At 61.9% G+C, this 24026-nt stretch carries 20 protein-coding genes and 2 tRNA genes; 6 read left to right on the plus strand and 16 right to left on the minus strand.

Annotation, left to right across the window (positions count from 1 at the left end; all coding sequences use genetic code 11):
- Positions 1 to 5 precede the first annotated feature (5 nt).
- Positions 6 to 1418 (minus strand): 3-isopropylmalate dehydratase large subunit, encoded by a 1413-nt coding sequence (gene leuC / locus EEB13_RS19625; protein WP_033236579.1) that lies wholly within the window; start codon positions 1416 to 1418, stop codon positions 6 to 8.
- 183 nt (positions 1419 to 1601) lie between these two features.
- On the opposite strand from leuC, the gene EEB13_RS19630 reads away from it, so the two are divergent.
- The 3 genes from EEB13_RS19630 (at position 1602) to EEB13_RS19640 (ending at position 3132) form a co-directional block, all read left to right on the plus strand.
- Complete coding sequence (locus EEB13_RS19630) at positions 1602 to 2303, plus strand: IclR family transcriptional regulator (RefSeq protein ID WP_033236580.1); 702 nt, start codon at positions 1602 to 1604, stop codon at positions 2301 to 2303.
- Between the two features lie 76 nt (positions 2304 to 2379).
- Positions 2380 to 2889 (plus strand): pyridoxamine 5'-phosphate oxidase family protein, encoded by a 510-nt coding sequence (locus tag EEB13_RS19635; protein WP_045067166.1) that lies wholly within the window; start codon positions 2380 to 2382, stop codon positions 2887 to 2889.
- A gap of 30 nt (positions 2890 to 2919) precedes the next feature.
- Complete coding sequence (locus tag EEB13_RS19640; protein ID WP_033236582.1) at positions 2920 to 3132, plus strand: DUF5302 domain-containing protein; 213 nt, start codon at positions 2920 to 2922, stop codon at positions 3130 to 3132.
- A gap of 142 nt (positions 3133 to 3274) precedes the next feature.
- Here the strand turns inward: EEB13_RS19640 and EEB13_RS19645 are convergent.
- The 10 genes from EEB13_RS19645 to EEB13_RS19690 all read right to left on the minus strand — a co-directional run bounded on the left by EEB13_RS19645 (position 3275) and on the right by EEB13_RS19690 (position 14070).
- Positions 3275 to 3347, minus strand: a tRNA-Glu gene (locus EEB13_RS19645).
- Positions 3348 to 3469: 122 nt separating this feature from the next.
- Positions 3470 to 3541: transfer RNA gene (locus tag EEB13_RS19650), tRNA-Gln, on the minus strand.
- Positions 3542 to 3694: 153 nt separating this feature from the next.
- Positions 3695 to 5170, minus strand: a complete 1476-nt coding sequence (gene gltX / locus EEB13_RS19655) for a glutamate--tRNA ligase (RefSeq protein WP_033236583.1) — start codon at positions 5168 to 5170, stop codon at positions 3695 to 3697.
- A 92-nt stretch (positions 5171 to 5262) separates the two neighbouring features.
- Positions 5263 to 6423 (minus strand): alkane 1-monooxygenase, encoded by a 1161-nt coding sequence (locus EEB13_RS19660; protein WP_141486083.1) that lies wholly within the window; start codon positions 6421 to 6423, stop codon positions 5263 to 5265.
- A 349-nt stretch (positions 6424 to 6772) separates the two neighbouring features.
- Positions 6773 to 7546 carry a fumarylacetoacetate hydrolase family protein gene (locus tag EEB13_RS19665; RefSeq protein ID WP_092808550.1) on the minus strand — a complete coding sequence of 258 codons (774 nt, stop codon included), beginning with the start codon at positions 7544 to 7546 and terminating at the stop codon, positions 6773 to 6775.
- 100 nt (positions 7547 to 7646) lie between these two features.
- Positions 7647 to 8660, minus strand: a complete 1014-nt coding sequence (locus EEB13_RS19670) for a 3-isopropylmalate dehydrogenase (RefSeq protein WP_033236585.1) — start codon at positions 8658 to 8660, stop codon at positions 7647 to 7649.
- A 72-nt stretch (positions 8661 to 8732) separates the two neighbouring features.
- Positions 8733 to 10325 carry a phosphoglycerate dehydrogenase gene (gene serA / locus EEB13_RS19675; protein ID WP_141486084.1) on the minus strand — a complete coding sequence of 531 codons (1593 nt, stop codon included), beginning with the start codon at positions 10323 to 10325 and terminating at the stop codon, positions 8733 to 8735.
- 250 nt (positions 10326 to 10575) lie between these two features.
- Positions 10576 to 11577 (minus strand): ketol-acid reductoisomerase, encoded by a 1002-nt coding sequence (ilvC, locus tag EEB13_RS19680; RefSeq protein ID WP_172937779.1) that lies wholly within the window; start codon positions 11575 to 11577, stop codon positions 10576 to 10578.
- 52 nt (positions 11578 to 11629) lie between these two features.
- Positions 11630 to 12133: an acetolactate synthase small subunit gene (gene ilvN, locus EEB13_RS19685; RefSeq protein WP_033236588.1), complete on the minus strand. Its 504-nt coding sequence runs from the start codon at positions 12131 to 12133 to the stop codon at positions 11630 to 11632.
- The gene (locus EEB13_RS19690) at positions 12130 to 14070 is read right to left on the minus strand and encodes an acetolactate synthase large subunit (protein WP_141486085.1); all 1941 of its coding nucleotides are present in this window, start codon (positions 14068 to 14070) and stop codon (positions 12130 to 12132) included. Before EEB13_RS19690 ends, ilvN begins: the two co-directional genes overlap by 4 nt.
- A 267-nt stretch (positions 14071 to 14337) precedes the next feature.
- Here EEB13_RS19690 and EEB13_RS19695 point away from each other — a divergent pair, with 267 nt between their 5' ends.
- Both EEB13_RS19695 and ilvD read left to right on the plus strand, forming a co-directional pair.
- A complete protein-coding gene (locus tag EEB13_RS19695) occupies positions 14338 to 14865 on the plus strand; it encodes a PH domain-containing protein (RefSeq protein ID WP_045067163.1) in 528 nt (175 codons plus the stop codon).
- A 114-nt stretch (positions 14866 to 14979) separates the two neighbouring features.
- Positions 14980 to 16821 (plus strand): dihydroxy-acid dehydratase, encoded by a 1842-nt coding sequence (gene ilvD, locus EEB13_RS19700; protein ID WP_045067162.1) that lies wholly within the window; start codon positions 14980 to 14982, stop codon positions 16819 to 16821.
- Between the two features lie 60 nt (positions 16822 to 16881).
- Here the strand turns inward: ilvD and EEB13_RS19705 are convergent, their stop codons facing one another.
- Genes EEB13_RS19705 through EEB13_RS19725 form a run of 5 tightly spaced genes read right to left on the minus strand, consistent with a single transcriptional unit; the run spans position 16882 to position 22039 of the window.
- Positions 16882 to 17778 carry an STM4011 family radical SAM protein gene (locus EEB13_RS19705; protein ID WP_141486086.1) on the minus strand — a complete coding sequence of 299 codons (897 nt, stop codon included), beginning with the start codon at positions 17776 to 17778 and terminating at the stop codon, positions 16882 to 16884.
- The gene (locus EEB13_RS19710; protein ID WP_141486087.1) at positions 17775 to 19115 is read right to left on the minus strand and encodes an STM4012 family radical SAM protein; all 1341 of its coding nucleotides are present in this window, start codon (positions 19113 to 19115) and stop codon (positions 17775 to 17777) included. Before EEB13_RS19710 ends, EEB13_RS19705 begins: the two co-directional genes overlap by 4 nt.
- A complete protein-coding gene (locus tag EEB13_RS19715; protein WP_261984595.1) occupies positions 19112 to 19981 on the minus strand; it encodes an STM4013/SEN3800 family hydrolase in 870 nt (289 codons plus the stop codon). Before EEB13_RS19715 ends, EEB13_RS19710 begins: the two co-directional genes overlap by 4 nt.
- Positions 19978 to 21054, minus strand: a complete 1077-nt coding sequence (locus EEB13_RS19720; protein WP_261984596.1) for an STM4014 family protein — start codon at positions 21052 to 21054, stop codon at positions 19978 to 19980. The genes EEB13_RS19715 and EEB13_RS19720 overlap by 4 nt, the downstream gene beginning before the upstream one ends.
- A 31-nt stretch (positions 21055 to 21085) precedes the next feature.
- On the minus strand, positions 21086 to 22039 hold the full coding sequence (locus EEB13_RS19725) for an STM4015 family protein (RefSeq protein WP_141486089.1): 954 nt from the start codon (positions 22037 to 22039) through the stop codon (positions 21086 to 21088).
- A gap of 395 nt (positions 22040 to 22434) precedes the next feature.
- On the opposite strand from EEB13_RS19725, the gene EEB13_RS19730 reads away from it, so the two are divergent.
- Positions 22435 to 23970 carry an amino acid permease gene (locus EEB13_RS19730; RefSeq protein ID WP_092808555.1) on the plus strand — a complete coding sequence of 512 codons (1536 nt, stop codon included), beginning with the start codon at positions 22435 to 22437 and terminating at the stop codon, positions 23968 to 23970.
- Positions 23971 to 24026 lie beyond the last annotated feature (56 nt).

Consider the following 24026-nt stretch of genomic DNA (forward strand, 5'->3'; position numbering starts at 1 on the left):
GTACGTCAGACCAGATCGGACGGTGCCGACAACGTTCCACGGACGGCGGTGGCGGCAGCGACGAGCGGAGAAACCAGATGTGTCCGCCCGCCTTTGCCTTGACGGCCTTCGAAATTCCGGTTCGACGTCGAAGCCGAACGCTCGCCCGGCGCCAACTGATCCGGGTTCATACCCAGGCACATCGAGCAGCCGGCCTGGCGCCACTCTGCTCCTGCGGCAACAAAGATGTCGCCAAGGCCTTCACTTTCGGCCTGCGCGCGCACCCGCATCGAACCGGGAACGATCAGCATCCGAACACCTTCTGCGACATGGCGACCCTCGAGAACGCCGGCGACCTCACGCAGATCTTCGATTCGACCGTTGGTGCAGGAACCGACGAACACGGTGTCGACCGAGACCTCACGCAGCGGCATTCCGGCGTCGAGTCCCATGTAGGTGAGCGCCTTCTCGGCTGCCTGACGTTCGTTCTCTTCGACGATTTCTTCCGGATTCGGAACACGGTCACCGAGCGGCGCACCCTGTCCCGGGTTGGTTCCCCACGTGACAAAAGGCGTCAGAGCACTGGCGTCGATGTGGACTTCGTTGTCGAATTCCGCTCCGTCGTCGGTCTTCAGCAGTTCCCAAGCAGCCACTGCTGCATCCCAGTCCGCGCCGGTCGGCGCGTGCGGACGTCCCTTGATGAACTCGTACGTGATCTCGTCCGGGGCGATCATGCCGGCACGGGCACCGGCCTCGATCGACATGTTGCAGATGGTCATACGCGCTTCCATCGACAGTTTCCGGATCGCCTCGCCGCGGTACTCGAGGACATATCCTTGGCCACCGCCGGTGCCGATCTTGGCGATGACAGCAAGAATCAGATCCTTACTCGTGACGCCAGGCGGCAATTCACCGTCGACGGTGATCGCCATCGTCTTGAAGGGGCGCAACGACAATGTCTGCGTTGCCATCACATGCTCGACCTCGCTGGTGCCGATTCCCATTGCGAGAGCGCCGAAAGCGCCGTGGGTCGAGGTGTGCGAATCGCCGCACACGACGGTGGTTCCCGGCTGAGTCAGTCCGAGCTGTGGGCCGACCACATGCACGATGCCCTGATCCAGATCGCCCATGCGGTGCAAGCGAACTCCGAACTCTTCACAATTTCGGCGCAGAGTGTCGACCTGTGTCTTGGAGACAGGATCGGCGATCGGCTTGTCGATGTCGATCGTCGGGACGTTGTGATCCTCGGTGGCGATCGTCAGATCGGGACGGCGCAACTTCCGTCCGGCCAACCGCAATCCGTCGAATGCCTGCGGGCTTGTCACTTCGTGGACGAGGTGGAGATCGATGTAGATAAGGTCGGGATTCTGTCCCTCGCCTTTCACTACAACGTGGTCGTCCCACACCTTCTCGGCGAGAGTGCGTGCTTTCTGTGCCATGTCTTCCACCTCTGTACGTAGCCTCGCGTCGACGAACTACGGGCTGGCCCGCCGCGCGTGAAATGTAAGTCCGACAGCCCAACAGTTCTCATGCTGCGCATCAAATTCTCGAAAAGTGGATGCTGCTGACCTGTCGAAGATCATGCGCTACTATCCCACTATGCGAGAACTTGGTATCGACCTATGAGACAGCATAGCGGCATCGGCGTGCTGGACAAAGCAATGGGCGTGCTTCATGCAGTAGCCGAGGAACCGTGCAGCCTCTCCGAACTCTGTGCGCGCACAGGCCTGCCAAGGGCCACCGCACACCGTCTTGCCGTCGGCCTCGAGGTCCATCGACTTCTCGCCCGCGACTCCGACGGCCTGTGGTGTCCCGGCCCCGGCCTCGCCGAATTGGCTGCCACTGCCAATGATCCTCTGATCGCCGCGGCGGGGCTCATCCTCCCCCGCTTGCGTGAGATCACCGGAGAGAGCGTGCAGCTGTACCGACGCGAAGGTACGGCACGCGTCTGCGTCGCATCGATGGAACCGCCGACCGGCTTGCGTGACACCGTCCTGGTCGGCGCGCGCCTGCCGATGAATGCCGGCTCGGGTGCCAAGGTCCTTCTCGCATGGGCAGATCCGCAGACTCAGCGCGCGGTTCTGGCCGACGCGACCTTCGGAGAGCGCGTCCTTCTCGAAGTTCGCCGGCGGGGCTGGGCCCAGAGTGCGGCCGAGCGCGAGCCAGGAGTTGCCAGTGTGGCGGCGCCGGTACGGGACAGCTCCGGCACTGTCGTGGCGGCGATTTCGGTATCCGGACCGATCGACCGGATGGGTAGGCGCCCCGGCGCACGGTGGGCAGCCGACCTTCTCGCGGCGGCAGAAGCGCTGCACAAGCGCCTGTAATCGGACACGTAATCATGTAATCCGTGCCACAGTAAGAACTTCAGGAGTACCCGCAGCCGAGGAGATCACTGCCGTCATGACCGGAAAACAACGCAGCCAGATCACGATGACGGAGTCCGAAATCTCGGACTTCGTCGAAAAGAGCCGTACTGCAACGATGGCCACGCTGAGCGGCGACGGCATGCCGCACCTCATCGCGATGTGGTTTGCGATCGTGGACGGCGAGATCTGGTTCGAGACCAAGGCCAAATCCCAGAAAGCCGTGAACCTACGACGCGACCGGCGGATGTCGGTCTTGATCGAGGACGGTCTCACGTACGACACTCTCCGCGGCGTCTCGATGGAGGGCGTCGGAGAAATAGTCGACGACCCCGACGCCTTGTTCGCGGTCGGCATCAGCGTCTGGGAGCGGTACACCGGGCCTTACTCCGACGATCTACGACCAGCAGTCGACGCCATGCTCCACAAACGCGTCGCGGTACGCTTCATCCCCGAGCGCACACGGTCCTGGGACCACCGCAAACTCGGAATGCCGGCGATGCCGTTGTCCGGGTCTACAGCTCCCGCTCCTGAAGGCGTAGCTTGACCACAGGCCCAAAATCCAAGGAGCACACAGATGAGCGAGCAGGACAGTACCAATCCGGAATCCGAAACGACGTCTGAATCGGAAACACCGGCGGAGGCCAACAAGCGCAAGTTCCGCGAAGCACTCGAGCGCAAGAACCACAGCAACGCCACTGCAGCCGATCATCGCGACGGTCAGTCGAAGGTCCACAGCACGCATGGTTCCGCTGATCACAAACGCGAATTCCGTCGCAAGAGCGGATAGGCACGCGGCCATCCCGAAGATGAGATGACAATCACCCCAGTCGATTTCGACTGGGGTGATTGTTTTGTGGCGCCACTGTTCACTGATTGAGCGCATAACAAGAAAGACCCTCCGATCAGATGATCGAAGGGTCTTTCTTTTGTAGCCCCGACGGGATTCGAACCCGCGCTACCGCCTTGAGAGGGCGGCGTCCTAGGCCGCTAGACGACGGGGCCAGGACACGCTTTAAGCATGTTCTATTTTTTCGCACTTCAAGAACTTCCCTTTCGGGCTGTTCTCTGGAAGCTCAGCAAGCTTAGCTTGTCTGAGTCCGGCTGCAAAATCGACCGGATTTTCGCTGGGGTACCAGGACTCGAACCTAGAATGGCGGTACCAGAAACCGCTGTGTTGCCAATTACACCATACCCCAAAGGTCTTGCTTGGCCTTGCTCGCTCCGCTTCGCTGTAATGCTTGGCGGCTCGTCTCCGGCCGAAAAGAAGATTACCAGTACCCCCGCCCCAAATACCAAATCGTATGGTCACGGGACGTTTTTACTTCATTTCCGGCCGGAGACAATCCTATTTAGGCGCTTACTGCTGCCCTACCGGCACGCAACCGGGCAAGAGAGACGTCGCGACCGAGCAATTCCATCGACTCGTACAGCGGAGGGCTGATGTGAGAGCCCGTAATCGCCACCCGGACCGGAGCGAAGGCCTTACGCGGCTTGAGCTCCAGATCCTCGATGAGCGCCTTCTTGAGGGCTTCCTCGATACTTGCCGCCGTCCACTCCGAGACGGCGTCGAGTGCAGCAAGAGACGCGTCCAGTACCGGACCCGCATCTTCCTTCAGGTTCTTGGCCGCAGCAGCAGGATCGAGAGCAAACGACGCCTCGTCGACGAACAGGAACTTCAGCAGATCCCACGCGTCGGACAGAACGACGATGCGGGTCTGCACGAGGTCGGCAGCAACAGTGAACGTCGCTTCGTCCACGTCGGCACTGATGTGGCCGTGCTCGACCAGGAACGACTTCAGACGGGCCGCGAAGTCAGCCGGCTCGAGCAAGCGAATGTGCTCGGCGTTGATCGCGTCGGCCTTCTTCTGGTCGAACCGTGCCGGATTGGAATTGACCTTGGAGATGTCGAACGCCGCAACCATCTCGTCGAGCGAGAACACGTCGTGGTCGTCCGCGATACTCCATCCGAGCAGAGCCAAGTAGTTCAACAGTCCCTCGGGGATGAACCCGCGGTCACGGTGAATGAACAGGTTGGACTCGGGGTCACGCTTGGAGAGCTTCTTGTTGCCCTGACCCATCACGAAGGGAAGGTGACCGAAGGACGGCGTGAAATCCGCAACACCGATCCGGATCATCGCCTCGTACAGAGCCAACTGCCTCGGAGTGGACGAGAGGAGGTCCTCACCGCGCAGAACGTGCGTGATCTTCATCAACGCATCGTCGACGGGATTGACCAGCGTGTAGAGAGGAATGCCGTTGCCGCGCGTCAACGCGAAGTCCGGCACCGTTCCGGCCTTGAACGTGGTCTCGCCGCGAACGAGGTCGTTCCACGTCAGGTCGTGATCAGGCATCCGAAGGCGAACTACCGGCTTACGTCCGTCTGCGATGTACGCCGCGCGCTGCTCGTCGGTGAGGTCCCGATCGAAATTGTCGTAGCCGAGCTTCGGATCGCGTCCGGCTGCCTTGTGCCGCGCTTCCACCTCTTCGTTGGTCGAGTACGACTCGTAAGCCTCGCCCGCCGCAAGCAACTTTGCGACGACGTCGAGATGCAGATCACGACGCTCGGACTGGCGGTACGGCGCATGCGGCCCACCGACCTCGGGGCCCTCGTCCCATGTCAGACCCAGCCAGCGCAGGGCGTCGAGGATCGCCTGATAAGACTCTTCGCTGTCCCGTTGAGCATCGGTGTCTTCGATGCGGAACACGAAGGTTCCACCGTGATGTCGTGCGAACGCCCAGTTGAAAAGGGCGGTGCGCACCAAACCCACGTGCGGGGTTCCGGTGGGTGACGGACAGAAACGGACGCGTACTTCGCTGTTGGTCATGGCTCACTTGGCTCGGCGATGATGGATGGTCGTACTACAGATTAGTCCCGCCGACTCTTCGTTTTCCCTGAAAGTGGTGAGCGCGCCAACCGTCAGCGTCCGGGAAGCACGTTTATCCGGCTCATGTCGCCGTCGTAATACGCAAGAAGTCGCTTGTCCATGATCGAGCGCCACAACGGCGGGACCCACGCACAGACGATCATGACCGCGTATCCCGCCGGCAACTGCGGTGCGTCGGCGGCGCTGCGAAGGCTCTGGTAGCGCAAACGCGGATTGGCGTGATGATCACTGTGACGCTGCAATTGATAGAGGAACAAATTGCTCACGACATGGTCGCTGTTCCAACTGTCCTCCGGTGAGCAGCGAACGTATGTACCGTCGTCACGCTTGGCACGGAGCAACCCGTAATGCTCGAGGTAGTTCGCTGTTTCCAGGAAGGTGAATCCGGCAATGGCCTGCACAACGAGCCACGGCGCGATCTCCCAGCCGAATACCGCGATGAGCGAGCCGAACAACACCACACTCATCGCCCATCCATTGAGGATGTTGTTCTTGTAACTCCAGGTGCTCACTCCCGCACGTTCGAGGCGAGCGCGCTCGATCTGCCACCCGGAGCGCAGCCCCCCGATAACGCTCCGCGGCAAGAAGAACCAGAAATTCTCGCGGTACCGCGAACTTGCGGGATCTTCGGGTGTTGCCACCCGCACGTGGTGACCGTGATTGTGTTCGACAAAAAAGTGGCCGTAGAAAGACTGCGCCAGTGCGATTTTGGCCAACCACTTTTCGAGCTTCTCACTCTTGTGGCCCATTTCGTGCGCCGCGTTGATACCAACGCCGGCAACGACTCCGACGGTCATCGCGAGCGCGAACTTCTCCCCCGACGCCATCGGCGAATTCACCCAGCACCAGCACGCAAACACGAGGCCGATGTATTGCAACGGCAGAAACAGGTACGTGCACCAGCGGTAGTAACGATCGGCCTGCAACTCCGGAATCTTCTCGTCCGGCGGACTGTTCCCGTCCTCACCGGCAAGCAGATCGACAAGCGGAATCACAATCACGATCAACCAGGCCCCGACAGCCCAGAACAGACCCAGCGTCAGCTTCTCCACCAGGCACCACGCCGCGAACGGACTGAGCGGCACCAGTAGACCTAGCGGCCACAGATATCGCTTCTTGTCGCGCCACTTCGGTGCTGCGGACTCACTCGGCCCGATCGACCGAGTGCGCCGGTACGCAGTAAAGGCGCCCATGTGCCACAGCCTCCATTTTCCGAAATCTCATTAATACCCCACTGGCATCACACCAGTTATCGACCAGAATACGGATGAACGTTACATTGGCAAACCTAGGGTTATCATCTATACGATTTGCCCTTTTAGTCGGATTTGTTCCTATTCTGGGGATAAACATGCAGGTAAAAATACACATTCAGGAACCTCTCATCGCGCGTCCGTAACACTGATTCGACGCAATTGTGATGATAACTACCTCATAACTATTTCACTCTCCTGCAAAGGCGGGACATACAGTTATCAAACCGACAAGAAATCGAAAAGGGGCCTCACCCGTACGGATGAGGCCCCTGATCGAACGTGATGGTCAGCGTTTTGCGATCACCGGGTTGGTGAGCGTGCCGATCCCGGACACCGTGACCGAGACGGAATCGCCGGCAACGATCGGGCCGACCCCGGCCGGGGTGCCCGTGAGGATGACATCGCCCGGGAGCAGAGTCATGACAGCCGAAATCCACTCGATGATCTTCGGAATGTCGTGCAGAAGGAAAGCAGTGCTGCTGTCCTGCTTGACTGCGCCGTTGACCTCGGTCTTGATGTCGACGTCCGACGGATCCAAAGCCGTTTCGATCCACGGACCGAGCGGGCAGAACGTGTCATGACCCTTTGCTCGGGTCCACTGACCGTCGTGGCGTTGGTGATCGCGCGCAGACACGTCATTGGCAACGGTGTATCCGAGAACAACACTCAGGGCCTTTGCGGCCGGAACGTCCTTGCACGGCTGCCCGATGACGATCGCGAGTTCACCCTCGAAATGCACTTCGGTTGAACTGGGCGGCAACACGATCGGCGCACCGGGGCCGACGATGGATGTGTTGGGCTTGAGGAAGATCACCGGATCTGCGGGCGCCTCGCCGCCCATCTCGGCAACATGATCCGCATAGTTCTTGCCGATGCAGATCACCTTGCTGGCAAGGATCGGCGCCAACAGGCGCACATCGGCTAGTGGCCAACTACGGCCGGTAAAGGTGGGGTTCCCGAACGGGTGCTCGGCAATTTCCTTGGCGACGAGGGCATCCTCTTCACCTTCGATACTGACAAACGCAACACCATCGGGACTGGCAATTCGACCAAGACGCATGCGGGCCAGTCTATCGGGATGCCGGAAACGACTGACGCGCGCAAGCCGCAAGGCTTACGCGCGTCAGAGCCGTGAGACGAATCTTACAGAGCGGCGGTGCTTACAGTGCTGCAGTAATGCGGTCGCCGATCTCTGTGGTGGAGATCGGGCCGTCGCCGCGGGTAGCCAGGTCAGCAGCGACCACAGCCTCGACGCGAGCGGCGTCGTCCTCGCGTCCGAGATGGCGAAGAAGCAGTGCGGCAGAGAGGATCGCGGCGGTGGGATCTGCGATTCCCTTGCCGGCGATGTCCGGGGCACTGCCGTGAACGGGCTCGAACATCGACGGGTTGGTACCGGACGCATCGATGTTTCCGCTTGCGGCCAAACCGATTCCGCCGGTCACCGCGCCGGCCAGGTCGGTGATGATGTCACCGAACAGGTTGTCCGTCACGATGACGTCGAAGCGCGACGGGTCGGTCACCATGTAGATGGTGGCAGCGTCGATGTGGCAGTACGCCGTCTCGACGTCCGGGAACTCCGCTCCGACGGTCTCGATCGCACGCGTCCAGATCGCTCCCGCGTTGGAAAGCACGTTGGTCTTGTGGATCAGCGTGAGGTGCTTGGAACGCGTCTGCGCCAACGCAAATGCGTAACGAACAACACGCTCGGCGCCGAACCAGGTGTTGATCGACACCTCGGTCGCGATCTCGTGATCGGTGCCGACGCGGATGGCGCCACCGTTACCGGTGTACGGGCCCTCGGTGCCTTCACGAACCACGACGAAGTCGATCTCGGGCTGCGCCGCGAGCGGCGACGTGGCACCCGGGTACAGCTGCGCCGGACGGAGATTGACGTGATGATCGAGCTGGAAACGCATGTTCAGCAGCAAACCGCGCTCGAGAATGCCCGGCGCAACGATCCGCGGATCGCCGATGGCGCCCAACAGGATTGCGTCGTGCTGACGGATCTGGTCCAGCTCGTCTGCAGGCAGCAGTTCACCGGTGGCGTTGTAGCGACGGGCACCGAGATCGTATTCGGTGGTTTCCAGATCGGGGACCAACTTGCCGAGCACCTTGAGTGCTTCAGCTGTGACCTCGACACCGATTCCGTCACCGGGAATGACCGCAAGCTTCATTGAATCCTCATTCGGTAGAACTGTGCGCCTTCATCAACCGCAAGGGTTGACAAAGGCGCACAGTGAAAACAATCAGGAAAGGTCGACCTGGGCAACGCGAGCGTCGAGCTGCGAGACGATTGCCTCGACATCGGCGTCGGAGACAACCTTGTCGACGCGCAGGATCGCCGTTGCGCCTTCGCCTTCGGCGTCCTGGCTCAGTGCTGCGGCGAGGATGTCGATGCCGGAGTTACCGAGGACGGTACCGAGCACACCGAGCACACCTGGGCGATCGCCGTAGTGGACAACGATGTTGTGACCCTCGGCGCGCAGGTCGAAGCTGCGGCCGTTGATGCTGACGATCTTCTCGACCTGCTGCAGGCCGGTGAGTGCGCCCGTGACGGAGGTGACGGTGCCGTCGGCGGCAACTGCACGAACCTCGACTGCGCTGCGGTGAGCGAGTGCCTCGGAGTGCTTTTCGACGGACACGGTGACGCCGCGCTGCTCGGCGAGTGCCGGAGCGTTGACGAACGTGACAGCCTCGTCACTGCTTGCGGAGAACACGCCGCGCAGAGCCGCGAGGCCGAGGATGTCGACGGTTTCAGCGGACAGCTCGCCGGTGGCGACAACCTGGACCGTCTGAACAGCTTCGGGAGACAGCGTCGCAGCAAGGAGACCGAGCTTGCGGACGAGCTCGAGCCACGGAGCAACTTCTTCGCCGACCGGGCCACCGGAGACGTTGACTGCCTCGGGCACGAAGTCGCCGGCCAGAGCCAGGAGAACGCTCTTGGCGACGTCGATGCCTGCACGGTCCTGAGCTTCGGACGTCGAAGCACCGAGGTGCGGGGTGACGACGACGTTCTCGAGGCCGAAGAGCTTGGAGTCGGTGCAAGGCTCGGTGTTGAACACATCGAGACCGGCGCCGCGAACCTTGCCGGAGACCAGAGCGTCGTACAGCGCATCTTCGTCGATCAGTCCACCGCGAGCGGCGTTGACGATGATGACGCCGTCCTTGGCGCGGGAGAGACGCTCGGCGTTGATCAGGCCGGCCGTTTCCTTGGTCTTGGGGAGGTGAACGGAGATGAAGTCCGCACGCTCGACGAGCTCGTCGATGGTGACCAGTTCGATGCCGAGCTGCGCTGCGCGAGCTGCGGGCAAGTAGGGGTCGTACGCGATGATGGTGGTTTCGAACGCGGCGAGACGCTGTGCGAACAGCTGGCCGATGCGGCCGAGGCCGACAACGCCGACGGTCTTGCCGAGGATCTCGACGCCGTTGAACTTGCTGCGCTTCCAGGTGCTTTCGCGCAGGGTCTTGTCTGCGGCGGGGATCTGGCGAGCCGTCGACATGAGCAGAGCAACTGCGTGCTCGGCTGCCGAGTGGATGTTGGAGGTCGGTGCATTGACGACCATCACGCCGCGCTCGGTGGCTGCGGGGATCTCGACATTGTCCAGGCCGACACCGGCGCGGCCGATGATCTTCAGCTTGGTGCCTGCGGCCAGAACCTCGGCGTCGACGGTGGTGGCGGAGCGAACAAGAATCGCGTCGGCATCGGGCACAGCTGCGAGCAGGGCAGCGCGGTCGGGTCCGTCGACCCACCGCACCTCCACACCGTCGCCGAGTGCCTCGACTGTGGACGGCGCGAGCTTGTCTGCGATCAGAACAACGGGGCGGCCAGGCTGGCTCACGTGCAAACTCCCTGATTAGGTGGGTGTGGGGGTGGTTTAACCCCCAGTAGTTTAGTGCGCGCCGTCTCGGCGTCCACAACTCGGTAGGCAATACCACATAGTGGACACTTTTGCGGGCGAATTCTCAATGAGAATTACGGCGGGCTTCAGTTGGCCCGGCAAAGACCTCCGGCCCAATGCCACTCCGGTCCAAGATAATTGGACCGAAGCAGGCATCAGGCCGGAGTGAAGACAAGCTGAAACAGCTTGATTACGCCGTTTCGGTGATCGGACGATCGACCCAGCTCATCAGGTCGCGCAGCTTCTTGCCGGTGACCTCGATGGGGTGCTCGGCGTTAGCCTTGCGCAGGCCTTCGAGTTCGGTGTTGCCGTTCTCGACGTTGGCAACCAGACGACGGGTGAACTCGCCGGACTGGATGTCGGCCAGGATCGCCTTCATGCGCTCCTTGGTGCCTGCATCGATGACGCGCGGGCCGGACAGGTAGCCACCGAACTCAGCGGTGTCGGACACCGAGTAGTTCATGCGGGCGATGCCGCCTTCGTACATGAGGTCGACGATGAGCTTGAGCTCGTGCAGAACCTCGAAGTACGCCATCTCGGGTGCGTAGCCGGCCTCGACCATGACCTCGAAACCGGTCTTGACCAGTTCCTCGGTGCCACCGCAGAGCACAGCCTGCTCGCCGAAGAGGTCCGTCTCGGTCTCTTCCTTGAACGTGGTCTTGATGACGCCTGCGCGCGTTCCACCGATGCCCTTGGCGTAGGACAGAGCGAGAGCCTGGCCTTCACCCTTGGGGTCCTGGTCGATTGCGATGAGCGCGGGAACACCCTTGCCGTCGACGAACTGACGACGCACCAGGTGGCCGGGGCCCTTGGGCGCAACCATGCCGACGGTGACGAACTCCGGAGCCTTGATCAGGTCGAAGTGAATGTTCAGGCCGTGACCGAAGAACAGCGCGTCGCCGTCCTTGAGGTTGGGCTCGATGTCATTGGTGAAAATGCTTGCCTGGGCGGTGTCCGGTGCGAGCACCATGATGACGTCGGCCCACTCGGAAACCTCTGCCGGCGTGCCGACCGTCAGGCCTGCTTCTTCAGCCTTGTCGCGGGACTTGGAGCCCTCCTTGAGGCCGATGCGGACCTCGACACCCGAGTCGCGCAGGCTCAGCGAATGGGCGTGGCCCTGGCTTCCGTAGCCGATCACAGCAACCTTGCGGCCCTGAATGATCGACAGATCGGCATCGTCGTCGTAGAACATCTCGACTGCCACAGTTCTCAACCTCTCCTTGGATTATTACGTGTCTAAAGTACTAGCGGGTGGCCGTGATCGACTTCGGCCCTCGACCGACTGCCACGACCCCGGACTGAACGATCTCCCGGATACCGTACGGATCAAGCATCCGCAGCAGTGCATCCAGCTTGGACCGGGTACCGGTCGCCTCGATGGTGACGGACTCCGGGGAGACGTCGATTACCTTGGCGCGGAACAGGTTCACCGTTTCGATGACCTGGGTGCGCACGCTTGCATCTGCGCGCACCTTGATGAGCACAAGCTCGCGAGCGACGGAAGCATCACCGTCTTGCTCGACGATCTTGATGACGTTGATCAGCTTGTTGAGCTGCTTCGTCACCTGCTCGAGGGGGAACTCGTCGACCGTGACGACGATGGTCATTCGAGAGATCTCGGGGATCTCGGTGCCGCCCACCGCGAGGGATTCGATGTTGAATCCTCGGCGGGAGAACAGGGCGGAGACGCGAGCGAGCACGCCTGGCTTGTCCTCGACGAGAACGCTGAGGGTGTGGGTGGTGCTCACTGCTGGTCCTCCCCTGTGCCCGCGGCGGGTCCGGCTTGCTCGCGCGACATGGCTTCATGGATGACGGCGGGCTCGGCTACTGCCTCGTCGTCGTCGAACAGCGGCCGGATACCCCGGGCCGCCATGATCTCGTCATTGCTGGTTCCAGCGGCGACCATCGGCCACACCTGTGCGTCGGCGGTGACGATGAAGTCGATCACGACAGGCTTGTCGTTGATGGACTGCGCCTCACGGATCGCAGCTTCGACGTCCTCTTCGCGCTCGACACGAATTCCGTGGCAGCCCAAGGCTTCTGCGAGCTTGACGAAGTCCGGGATGCGGATGGCGCCGTGCGTTCCCAGGTTGGTGTTGGAGTAGCGCTCTTCGTAGAAGAGTGTCTGCCACTGACGAACCATGCCGAGGTTGCCGTTGTTGATGAGGGCGACCTTGATCGGGATACCCTCGAGCGCGCAGGTGGCCAGTTCCTGATTGGTCATCTGGAAGCAGCCGTCACCGTCGATGGCCCACACCTCGGTGTCCGGCATGCCCATCTTTGCGCCCATGGCAGCGGGAACCGCGTAGCCCATGGTGCCGAGTCCACCCGAGTTGAGCCACGTGCGCGGCTTCTCGTAGCTGACGAACTGGGCTGCCCACATCTGGTGCTGACCGACGCCGGCGCAGTAGATCGCGTCCGGTCCGGCGAGCTTGCCGACGGTCGAGATGACGAACTCGGGGCTCAGCTGACCGTCGGTGGGACGGTCGTAGCTCAGCGGGTAGGTACGCCGGATGTCGTTCAGGTACGCCCACCATTCGGCGAGTTCGAACGTGGTCCCCGTGGCCATGTCGGCACGGATGGCCTCGATGAGTTCGGTGATGACCTCTTTGCAGTCGCCCACGATCGGGACGTCGGCGTAACGGTTCTTGCCGATCTCGGCCGGGTCGATGTCGGCGTGGATGACCTTGGCATCGGGAGCAAAGGAATTCAGCTGACCGGTAACGCGGTCGTCGAAGCGGGCGCCGAGCGTGATCAGCAGGTCGCTACGCTGCAGTGCTGCCACTGCGGCAACAGTGCCGTGCATGCCGGGCATGCCGCAGTTGAGATCGTGGCTGTCGGGGAATGCACCGCGGGCCATCAGCGTGGTGACCACGGGAATGCCCGTCAGCTCGGCGAGTTCGAGCAACTCGGCAGAGGATTCGGACTTGATGACGCCGCCACCGACGTAGAGGACTGGAGACTTGGCGTCGGCGATCAGGCGCGCAGCTTCGCGGACCTGCTTGCCGTGCGGCTTGGTGACCGGACGGTATCCGGGCAGGCGCATCTCCGGCGGCCATGAGAACGTGGTCTGAGCCTGGAGGATGTCCTTGGGGATATCGACCAGGACCGCGCCGGGGCGACCGCTCGATGCCAGGTAGAACGCCTCGGCCATGATGCGCGGGATGTCGATACCGTCGGTGATCAGGAAGTTGTGCTTCGTGATCGGCATGGTGATACCGGAGATGTCGGCTTCCTGGAAGCCGTCGGTACCGATCAGCGAACGCGCGACCTGTCCGGTGATGGCCACGATCGGAACGGAGTCCATCTGAGCGTCGGCCAGCGGCGTGACCAGGTTGGTTGCACCGGGACCCGAGGTGGCCATGCAGACGCCGACCTTGCCGGTGGCCTGCGCGTAACCGGTGGCGGCGTGGCCGGCACCCTGCTCGTGGCGCACAAGTACGTGACGGACCTTGACCGAATCGAAGAGCGGGTCGTACACAGGCAGCACGGCACCGCCGGGGATGCCGAATACCGTGTCGACCTCGAGCTCTTCGAGGGCGCGAACGACAGACTGCGCGCCCGTTACCCGCTCCGGGGGGAGCTGGCGACGGGTAGCCGTCTGCGATGCGGCAGCCGCGGTAGTCGGGCTCGGTGTCCCTGACTTGCGCGGCGTGGGTTGAGGCCGTGCTGTTGGTGCGCTCACTGGGAAATCCTCTGATTTGGCTCCGGGCAACAAAAAACCCCCGTCAGCATCTGCTGAGCGAGGGTGGCGCGTCGTTATCTGGTGAGTTGAAAATTATCGACTCAGGCGACGACGCGCCGGTCGATTACGAGCAACTCATTCTGTTTCACGCACTCGACAGTAGAGGCGCTAGTCGCGAACGGCAAACTTGGTGAGTCAACCGTCCCAGAATCTGAGATACATCGGCTGCAATGCGAAGATGTAGAGGTGTCAACTTCGCAGCAGCCCGTGCCACCGGTTCAATCATCCCACACGCCGAAACCACTTCGGCACGTCATCCGCATTTCGCAGCTCGCCTACATGGCGTGCGCCTTCCTGCTCTTCGCGGTCAGCTTCCCGATCTTCGGCTGGCCCGCAGCATTCAGCTGGTTGCTGATCCTGCCGATCATCGCCGTCTACTTCGTCGCCCGGGTCCGCACCACCGTCAGCCCCGACGGCCTCGAGGTTCGTTCGATGTTCTCCAGCCGCACGCTGAGCTGGGACGAGGTCAAGGGCTTCCGTTTCCCGAAGCGCAGCTGGGCCCGCGCCGAACTCACCGACGGAACAGAGGTGACACTGCCAGCCGTCAGCTTTGTCCGGCTCCCCGAAATTGCGATCGCCAGCGGTGGTCGCATCACCGATCCCTACGCGGCAGCGGCAGATGCTTTCGACGCCGAAGAAGCGGAACGGGCCGAACAGTCCGCAAGCGGCAGCGCCCCTGAGCCCGAATCCGAATCCGAGCCGTCGAACGACCAGCCCGAATCAGAACAGAAGTAGCACGCGAGTAGCGTTGAATCGCCCTCGCTTCAATTCTTTTCGCCGCGTAAGCACACAGCCCTGTTGTTCGCGCAGCAGAAGTAGATCAGCAACGATCACATAAGGAACACGCCCATGCCCCCGTTGAGGTCACGCACCACCACCGTCGGACGTAATGCTGCCGGAGCCCGATCCCTGTGGCGCGCCACAGGGATGACGGATTCCGACTTCGGTAAGCCGATCGTCGCCGTAGCGAACTCGTACACCCAGTTCGTACCCGGCCACGTGCATCTCAAGAACGTGGGCGAGATCGTTGCCGAGGCCATTCGTGAGGCCGGCGGCGTCGCTCGTGAGTTCCACACCATCGCCGTCGACGACGGTATCGCCATGGGCCACGGCGGAATGCTCTACTCACTCCCGAGCCGCGAGATCATCGCCGACTCGGTCGAGTACATGGCAAACGCCCACACGGCCGACGCATTGGTGTGTATCTCCAACTGCGACAAGATCACTCCCGGCATGCTCAACGCCGCGATGCGTCTGAACATCCCGACGGTCTTCGTGTCCGGCGGTCCGATGGAGGCCGGTAAGGCAGTGGTTGTCGGCGGCGTGGCCCAGGCCCCCACCGACCTCATCACCGCAATTTCCGCCTCCGCCAACGACGCCGTGTCGGAAGAAGGCCTCGACGAGGTCGAGCGCAGTGCGTGCCCGACATGTGGATCCTGCTCGGGCATGTTCACGGCCAACTCCATGAACTGCCTCACCGAGGCCCTCGGTCTCGCGTTGCCGGGCAACGGCTCCACGCTGGCAACCCACAAGGCACGTCACGCACTCTTCTCTCGCGCGGGCACCACCGTGGTCGAGGCTGCCCTGAAGTACTACCGCGACGGCGACGAGTCAGTTCTGCCGCGCAACATCGCGACCCCGGCAGCGTTCCGCAACGCGATGGCTCTCGACGTCGCCATGGGCGGTTCCACCAACACCGTCCTGCACACACTGGCAGCGGCACAGGAAGGCGAGGTCGACTTCGACCTCGACACCATCGACGCGATCAGCCGCAAGGTGCCGTGCCTGTCCAAGGTCTCCCCCAACTCGGACTACCACATGGAAGACGTCCACCGCGCCGGGGGAATCCCGGCGCTGCTCGGTGAGCTTCGCCGCGGCGGACTCCTCGAAACCGACGTCTCGACCGTGCACACAAAGAGCTTCGACCAGTGGCTCGACGACTGGGACATCCGCTCCGGCAAGGCAACAGACGAAGCGATCGAACTGTTCCACGCTGCTCCCGGCGGCGTGCGCACCATCGAACCGTTCTCGACGGACAACCGGTGGTCTGCCCTCGACACCGATGCTGCCGGTGGCTGCATCCGCGACGTCGAGAACGCCTACACCGTGGAAGGCGGCCTGGTCGTCCTGCGCGGCAACATCGCCGTCGACGGCGCAATCCTCAAGACGGCCGGTATCGACGAGGAACTGTTCTCGTTCCAGGGCCCGGCTCTGGTCGTCGAGTCGCAGGAAGAAGCCGTCTCGGTGATCCTGCAGAAGAAGATCAAGGCCGGCGACGTCCTGGTCGTGCGTTACGAAGGACCAAAGGGCGGACCGGGCATGCAGGAAATGCTGCACCCCACCGCTTTCCTCAAGGGCGCAGGCCTCGGCAAGGAATGCGCGTTGATCACCGACGGCCGCTTCTCCGGTGGCACGTCCGGTCTGTCCATCGGCCACATCTCCCCCGAGGCTGCTGCCGGCGGAGTTATCGGCCTGGTGCAGAACGGCGATCAGGTTCGCATCGACGTCGCGTCCCGCACCCTCGAGATCCTGGTCGACGACGACGTCCTCGCCGATCGTCGCGCCAAGATGGAAGCCTCGGAGCGTCCGTGGCACCCCGTTGACCGTCAGCGCACCGTCACCACCGCCCTGCGCGCCTACGCTGCGCTGGCAACGTCGGCTGACAAGGGCGCGGTTCGGTACGTCCCGTAGATAGCAGAAGCTAGCGAAGATCCCTGGCAGCGTTGATAGCGCGGCCGGGGATCTTCTGTTTCACCGCACTACGTGCAGGGGTAACTGCCTGCTCACAAGCGAACTCGTCAGCGTGGCCGGTATGCGCTCGAGCACTCCCCCGGCGAAAGCGTCGTAGAGCGGTAGCGATTCGAGATGCACGTAGCCGATGTGACAGTCACACATCGTTTTTGGACATTCTCGTGCGGTCAGTGTTTGCTCGAGGCTGCCGTCGTACAGATTCCCGATCACCTCGGGGACAAAATGGCACCGCCGAATGGTGCCGTCACCGTCGACGGAAATGACGGATTCTCCGGTTCTGCAAGCTTTTCCGACGCTCGGATGCGGGTTCCGGCTGTAGGGAAAAAGCGGGTCCAGTTCGGTCCAGACCTGCGCTTCATCGTCCGAATACACCCGTCCCTCGGCTGCATTCACCCACAGGTAGACATTCTCGGGCAGTTTCTGGCGCAGCTCACAGGCAAGATCGAGATGCTCCGGGAATCCGACGACTCCAACCGAATAGCGGATGCCACCTCCGTCGAGTTCCCGGCATTTCACAAGAAATCTTTCGAGCGAGATCTGTCCCGGATGAAATGTGCACCACAGCGCCAGCGTCGACGGGTCTGCGTCGGCAAGCCACGTGGTGCGAGCGCTGAGATTGGTTTGTATCGCAACCCGTTCGACGTGAGGCAACCAACTCAGTTCCGCGAGAGTGCGCCGATACCAGGACCGCACCAGTGCCTCACCCCACGGCGTGAACAGCACGGACAACCGTAGATCCGTCCGCTCGGCCACCCAAGCTGCAAACCGTTCCAATGATGCTCTGTCCGCGCGTAATTCGGCTGGCGGATCACGGCGTTTCGCGAACGGGCAGTACGGGCAGTCGTAATTACAACTCGCCAACGGACCGCGGTAGAGAATCGACAACGAGGAGTTCATTTGGCCTCGTACTCTGCCATGTCCCGGTGGACACTCGCTGAGAACAACGCCGGGCCGATCGCGTCGGAGTGCGCCAGACCTTCGGGCGAGAGTTTCAGTCGATCGGGCTGTAGATCACCCGCCAACCACCCGGCCGCTTCGAAGGTTTTCAATTCCTCCGGAAAGTCGTCGGTAGGTAGTGTTCCGAACCGCGCGAGATAGTCGGACACATCCATCCCTTCGGTCTGAAGCACCGACTGGACGAGATGCCTGCGACGCGTCTCATCGGGAGTCATGAATCGACCGACTTCCGCGTAGGCGAACTCGTCGCCCGGCCGGGCGATGAACGTGTCGATGATCCCGCGGATCTCCCGCATGTCCACCGCATAATCGAACGAATAGTGAAGGTCAGCGGTGTACGAGCGTGCGCCGCACCCCAATCCGATCATGCCGTCGGTCTGGCACGCGTAGTCGGCCGCCTCGTCGATAACCGCGCCCTCGCGCTGGAACATACGCATCGAGACCTGCCGATACCCGGCCTGCTCGAGGTAGTCGCGGCCGAACCGATACAAGCGCAGACGCCGCTCGTCCCACTCGGCATCGGATTCCGTGACCGCTGTTTTCTTGCCCAAACCCGTGAGCGCTCGAACGTAGAGCGGATACAGATACAGCTCCTCCGGTTCCCACGCCAACGCCGCGTCGAGGGATTGCCGCCAGGTCTGCTCGGTCTGACCGTCGATACCGTAGATGAGATCGATGTTGAGCACGGGAATTCGAGCGTCCCGGATCCGCCCGAGCGCGGCGTCGACATCGGCCCGCTTCTGCGGCCGCGCTGCCGCCCTCGCCTCGGAGTCGATGAAGCTCTGCACTCCCAGACTCAGGCGAGTAGTTCCGCGGGATGCCAGCACGGACATCCGATCGGCGGTTACCGTCGACGGCGACGCCTCCACCGAGAACGGAACAGACGAAAGATCCGCGCCCATGCGGAGTTCCGCGATGTCGCACAATCTGTCGAGTTCAGAGGCATCGAGAAAGGTCGGGGTGCCGCCGCCGAAGGCCACGGCGTCGTAGTGAGTTCCGTCGCCGACAGCGTCCGACACAACACGTGCTTGGCGCTCGAGTGCGTCGAGGTATGCGGTGGTCATCTCACCCGGCGCGCCGATACGAGTGAACAAATTGCAGAATCCGCAGCGAACCTCGCAGAACGGAATATGTAGGTACAGCGACAGTGCGTCTTTCGGCTCTGACGCCCACAATTTCTGCAACGACGGGCGAGGCTGTAGCGGCCGGTACGCCGTCTTGTGCGGATACGCATAAACGTAATTTTGGTACGGACGTACCGTAACTGCGAGACTCATTGCTGTGGCCCTTCCACGAAGAAATGTGCATAGGGAACTGTCCACACGCTGTCGTGACCCAGCCGGTGCCCGGTCCAACCGTCGTCGCCGTACGCTGTGCCGTGATCGGAACAGACGATGGCAAAGCACCGCCGCCGTGAACTCATGGCCTGCAGCAGTCGTGCGATATGGCGGTCGATGTATTCGAGTGCGGCAGCATGGGACTGGAGGGTGTCTCCCGACTCGGCGCTAGCACCTGCAAGGTGGAACCAATTAGGTTGATGCAGCGCAGCGGCATTGACGAACAGGAAAAGCTTCTGGTCCGGTTCGAGACCGGCCACCACCGTCTCGGCACACTCGACTTGCGCTTCGAAGGATTCCGGCGACGTCACACCGAAGCGCGATTCCCAATAGCTCTCGTCGAACATCGAGGGCATCACCGAACCTAGGGGCGCGGCTTTGTTGAAGAACCCGACCCCGCCGATACACACAGTGCGGTAGCCGACCTGCCGCAGGCCGTCCACCACATTGGGGCCCTCGAACACAAACGTTCCGTCGGCCGTGGATTCACTCCCGGCGAATCGTGCGGCAAACAGTCGCGGATGCGGACCCTGGCTGGCCGGGGTCGGAAGAAATCCCGCAAAGATCGCCTGATGTGACGCGTACGTGAAACTTCCCGGCGCGTGCCGCATCTCCCACCGTCCCCCGGGGAGGTACGACGCCAGAGTCGGAATGCGCCCACTCGCGGCCAGTTCGCAGGCGACGTCGTAGCGGAGCGTGTCCAACGTGAGCAACAGGATGTCGTCCTGCCCCACGACCTCATTCATGTCGGGGTAGCTCGTGTCGACGTCGTTCATGTCGACGTCGTTCATGTCACGGTTGTTCACCGGGCATACTCCATGTTTTCCGATTTCTGTAGCGAATCTACTTGTGCTTGATACGTAGTCATTCCCTCGGCGGGGCTTCCGGGCAGACCGGTAAGCCCCGGCAGGAGATCTCCGAACGCATTGACCTCTCCCACCGTGAAGCGTCGCCACCCGACGCCGGGCAAGACGTCGATTCCGACATGGGGGGCCGCCGGAAAACACGCTGCTGCCCGCTCACTCAATTCCAGAAGCTGTGACCAATTCCGGCCTGCAACAGCCATCACGTCGACGAGTGCGCCGCGGGTACCGCCAAGATGCAGATTGGTAAGCGGAGAAGCGCTGGTCCGCACTACGGCATGGGTTGCAACACCCCCGACAACCACCACACGAACGTCGGCGGTGCGTCCGCCGAGCGATGCTTTGGGTATCCACGCTTCGACATGAAGTCCGTCGGGCGCGAGCCGATCGACAATTGACGCGATGGCTGCCCTCGTTCGATATGTGCGCACTCGAAGTGAGTTGTGCAGCGCACCATCAGCACTCACTTCCACCGACGTGACGGCCCGGACCTGCCCGCGCGGACCCCATTGCAGCGCAATCACTCCCGACGCCGACGAGCCGTGAGCAAGCTTGACGAACACTCGTGGCATGTGTGCGTCGGCTGCTAGTTGCTCGAGTTCGACGTAGCTTCGGGGCGCAGTCTCCAACGCCGCGGGGACCCGTACCCCGGCAGCGTCGAGGTGGCGATGGCAGCGCCGTTTGTCGAACATCACCGCAATCTCGTTCGCATCACCGAGAACCCGAGCACCGACGCGATCTGCTCGATCGGTAATCTCGCGAATCTCGGTAGTGAATCGTCGATACCACTTGCCGGTGCCCTCAACCCGTGTCGACTCGTCCGTACCGCGAAGGTATCGGTCCACCACGGAATCTTCTCCGGGCGAATCGATTCGAACGATCTCGCCAGCGTCGAAACCGTAATCTCGACCGATAATCTCACGCCAACCCAGAACACGCGGAGTCGGCAATCCCGCTGCCGTGACCGCGTCGACAAACCCCGAAACTCGACGATTGCCCGGAACCCCGATAACCACGAACCTCGAATGGAAAGGCGGCAACGAGGGATTACTCGGAGACTGCAACATATCGACAGATCTCGTCGTCGTACTCATCCGCGTCGGTCTGCTCGGACAGATCGACCCGAACTCCCAATTCGGCGCAATGCCGGGTCAATTCCGTGATCGCGGCATCACTGAGAAAATGGTAGTGCAGGTCGAGAAACTCGAGATCCTTGAAAGAACTGGTGTCGAGAAGCGCTTGGGCGCCGTCATCCGAGAGCGTGCCCATCGAAAGATCCACCGTGGTGAGCTGCCCGAGAATCGGGGCGGTAACAATCGCCTTGGCGATATCGTCCTGAATCTCGCTGTTGCGCAGGCCCAGGTGCCGCAACGACGGCAATTTCGTACCGCCGAGAATGACAGCCAGATCCTCGATTGTCGCGTCTCCGCCGTAATTGTCCGTCCCGAGCCACAGATCGAGAAACTCGAGCGCCGGGAAGTTACTCGACGACACTCCGTGGACAACTGCGGCGGGCAGTCCACCCGACTCGATGGTCAATCGTCGCAAAGCGGCGTGGCCTGTTTCCGGGAACTGCAATTCCGTGCCACCACGAATGCCGAACTCGACCAACTCCGGAAACGCGCCGAGTACAGGAGTGACGTCGGATTGCTGAATCCAGGAAATCTCCTGCTGCTCCTGTGTGATGTCCGCGAGAAATAGCGCCCGCAGCGACGTCAACCGGTGACGTTGCTCGACAACCAGTTCCACGATCGACGACGAGTTGACCTCGTACGACTCACCCCACTGGCCGATGATCAGAGCCTGCACCGCCGACAGGTCCACTTTCTCGACAAACCGTGCCCAGGCCTCGGAAAACTCTTCCGAGTCATCCGAATACGGTTCCACCGAGATGCGCCACGCCACAGCACCCGCAGCGGGCAGTGCCGAATCAGTCGCCCCCGCAGCTGGGAAGTCGAAAGCCGGAAGCCCGTGCAACGCGTCGAGATGGGCCTGGATCATCACGATCTCCTTAAAGTCGGGTACCGCGAGCGTCGCGGTTGATCGCTTATTGATAGCAAGACCGACCGACAGGTACTGAAATGACGCGACGCGACGCGCGGAGAGACTGACCGGAATGCGCTGCTGCTGCGGACAATTCGGACGCATTAGTACGAAATGTGCGTGATCGAATTCACTTCCCGTAGTGTGCACGGAGCCAGCTGATCAAAACAGATATGTACGGGGGGTTGATGGCGAGTGAAGTGATCATTTTATTCAGTTCAGTGGCCGCGACTTGCGCACTGCGCTCACCAATGGTTCCCTCATCTAGTCGATGAGACCCACATCACATTCGACAACTGTCAGCCACCTCCCGTCCCCCACAAGGTCGCCGGGAATCAATCAAGGAGCAATACATGCCCGGAGTCGGCATATGGCGCACCAAATCCGTCGAGCAATCGATCGCGGACACCGACGAGCCTGAAACCAAGCTCAAAAAGGAACTGACCGCGAAGGACCTCACGGTCTTCGGCGTCGCCGTTGTCATCGGCGCAGGTATCTTCACCCTCACCGCCAGAACAGCCGGCAACGTAGCGGGCCCCTCGATCTCACTGGCCTTTGTTCTTGCAGCCATCGCGTGTGCACTTGCAGCTCTCTGTTACGCAGAGTTTGCCTCGACGGTCCCCGTCGCCGGCAGCGCGTACACGTTCTCGTATGCAACCTTCGGCGAATTCGCAGCCTGGATCATCGGCTGGGACCTGATCCTCGAATTTGCACTTGCCTCCGCCGTGGTCGGCAAGGGGTGGTCGCTCTATCTCGGCAATGTGATCGGGGCGAGCGGAAGCACCACAGCTCACATCGGATCCATCAGCTTCGACTGGGGCGCACTGCTCATCATCGGAGCGATCACACTCATTCTCGCGATCGGCACCAAGGTTTCGTCCCGAGTCTCTGCCGTCATCACCGCGATCAAGATCGCAGTTGTTCTCCTTGTCATCGTCGTCGGTGCGTTCTACATCAAGAAGGAGAACTACTCGCCCTTCATCCCGCCCGCCGAAGGCGCAGAGAGCACGGCTAGCGGAATTCACCAGACGCTGTTCTCCTGGCTGACCGGAGCCGGCGGAAGCAGTTACGGCGCATACGGTCTCCTTGCCGCTGCCAGCCTGGTCTTCTTTGCCTTCATCGGGTTCGACGTCGTCGCTACCACCGCCGAAGAGACGAAGAACCCCCAGAAGTCGCTGCCGCGCGGAATCTTCGGCTCGCTCGCGATCGTGACCGTCCTGTACGTCGCTGTCACCCTGGTTCTGACCGGCATGGTCAAGTACACCGAACTCAAGGACGGTAGCCCGCTCGTCGGCGACTCGAGTGCCACGCTCGCCACCGCCTTCGAAGCCAACGGAATCGGATGGGCACAAACTGCCATCAACTTCGGCGGCCTCGCCGGCCTGACCACTGTTGTCATGGTCATGATGCTCGGCCAGACCCGCGTCCTGTTTGCCATGTCACGTGACGGCCTGATGCCCAGGAAGCTTGCCAAGACCACCAGCAAGGGCATCCCGCTGCGCATCACGCTGATCGTCGGCGGCATCGTCGCAGTGCTCGCTGCCTTCTTCCCCATGGGAACTCTCGAAGAGATGGTCAACATCGGCACGCTGTTCGCCTTTGTGCTCGTCTGCGTCGGCGTGATCGTGCTTCGCCGCACCCGTCCCGATCTGCCGCGCGGATTCCGCGTGCCGTGGGTGCCGTTCGTTCCGATTCTCGCGGTTCTCGCCTGCGGTTGGCTCATGCTCAACCTGTCGGTCGAAACCTGGATTCGATTTGTGGTCTGGATGGCGATCGGCGTTGTCGTGTACTTCGCGTACGGTCACCGCAAATCGGTGCTCGGTCGCAAGCTGAAGGACGGCACGGCGATCCCGGCCGCCAATGCCGCACCGGTGCTCGTCAAGGATTGATCAACCCAGATCGACAAACAGCAGCCGCCGCCTTCCCTTTCGGAAAGGCGGCGGCT

The sequence above is a fragment of the Rhodococcus sp. WS3 genome, assembly GCF_003797085.1.
In the GTDB taxonomy this organism is placed as follows: Bacteria; Actinomycetota; Actinomycetes; order Mycobacteriales; family Mycobacteriaceae; genus Rhodococcus_F; species Rhodococcus_F globerula.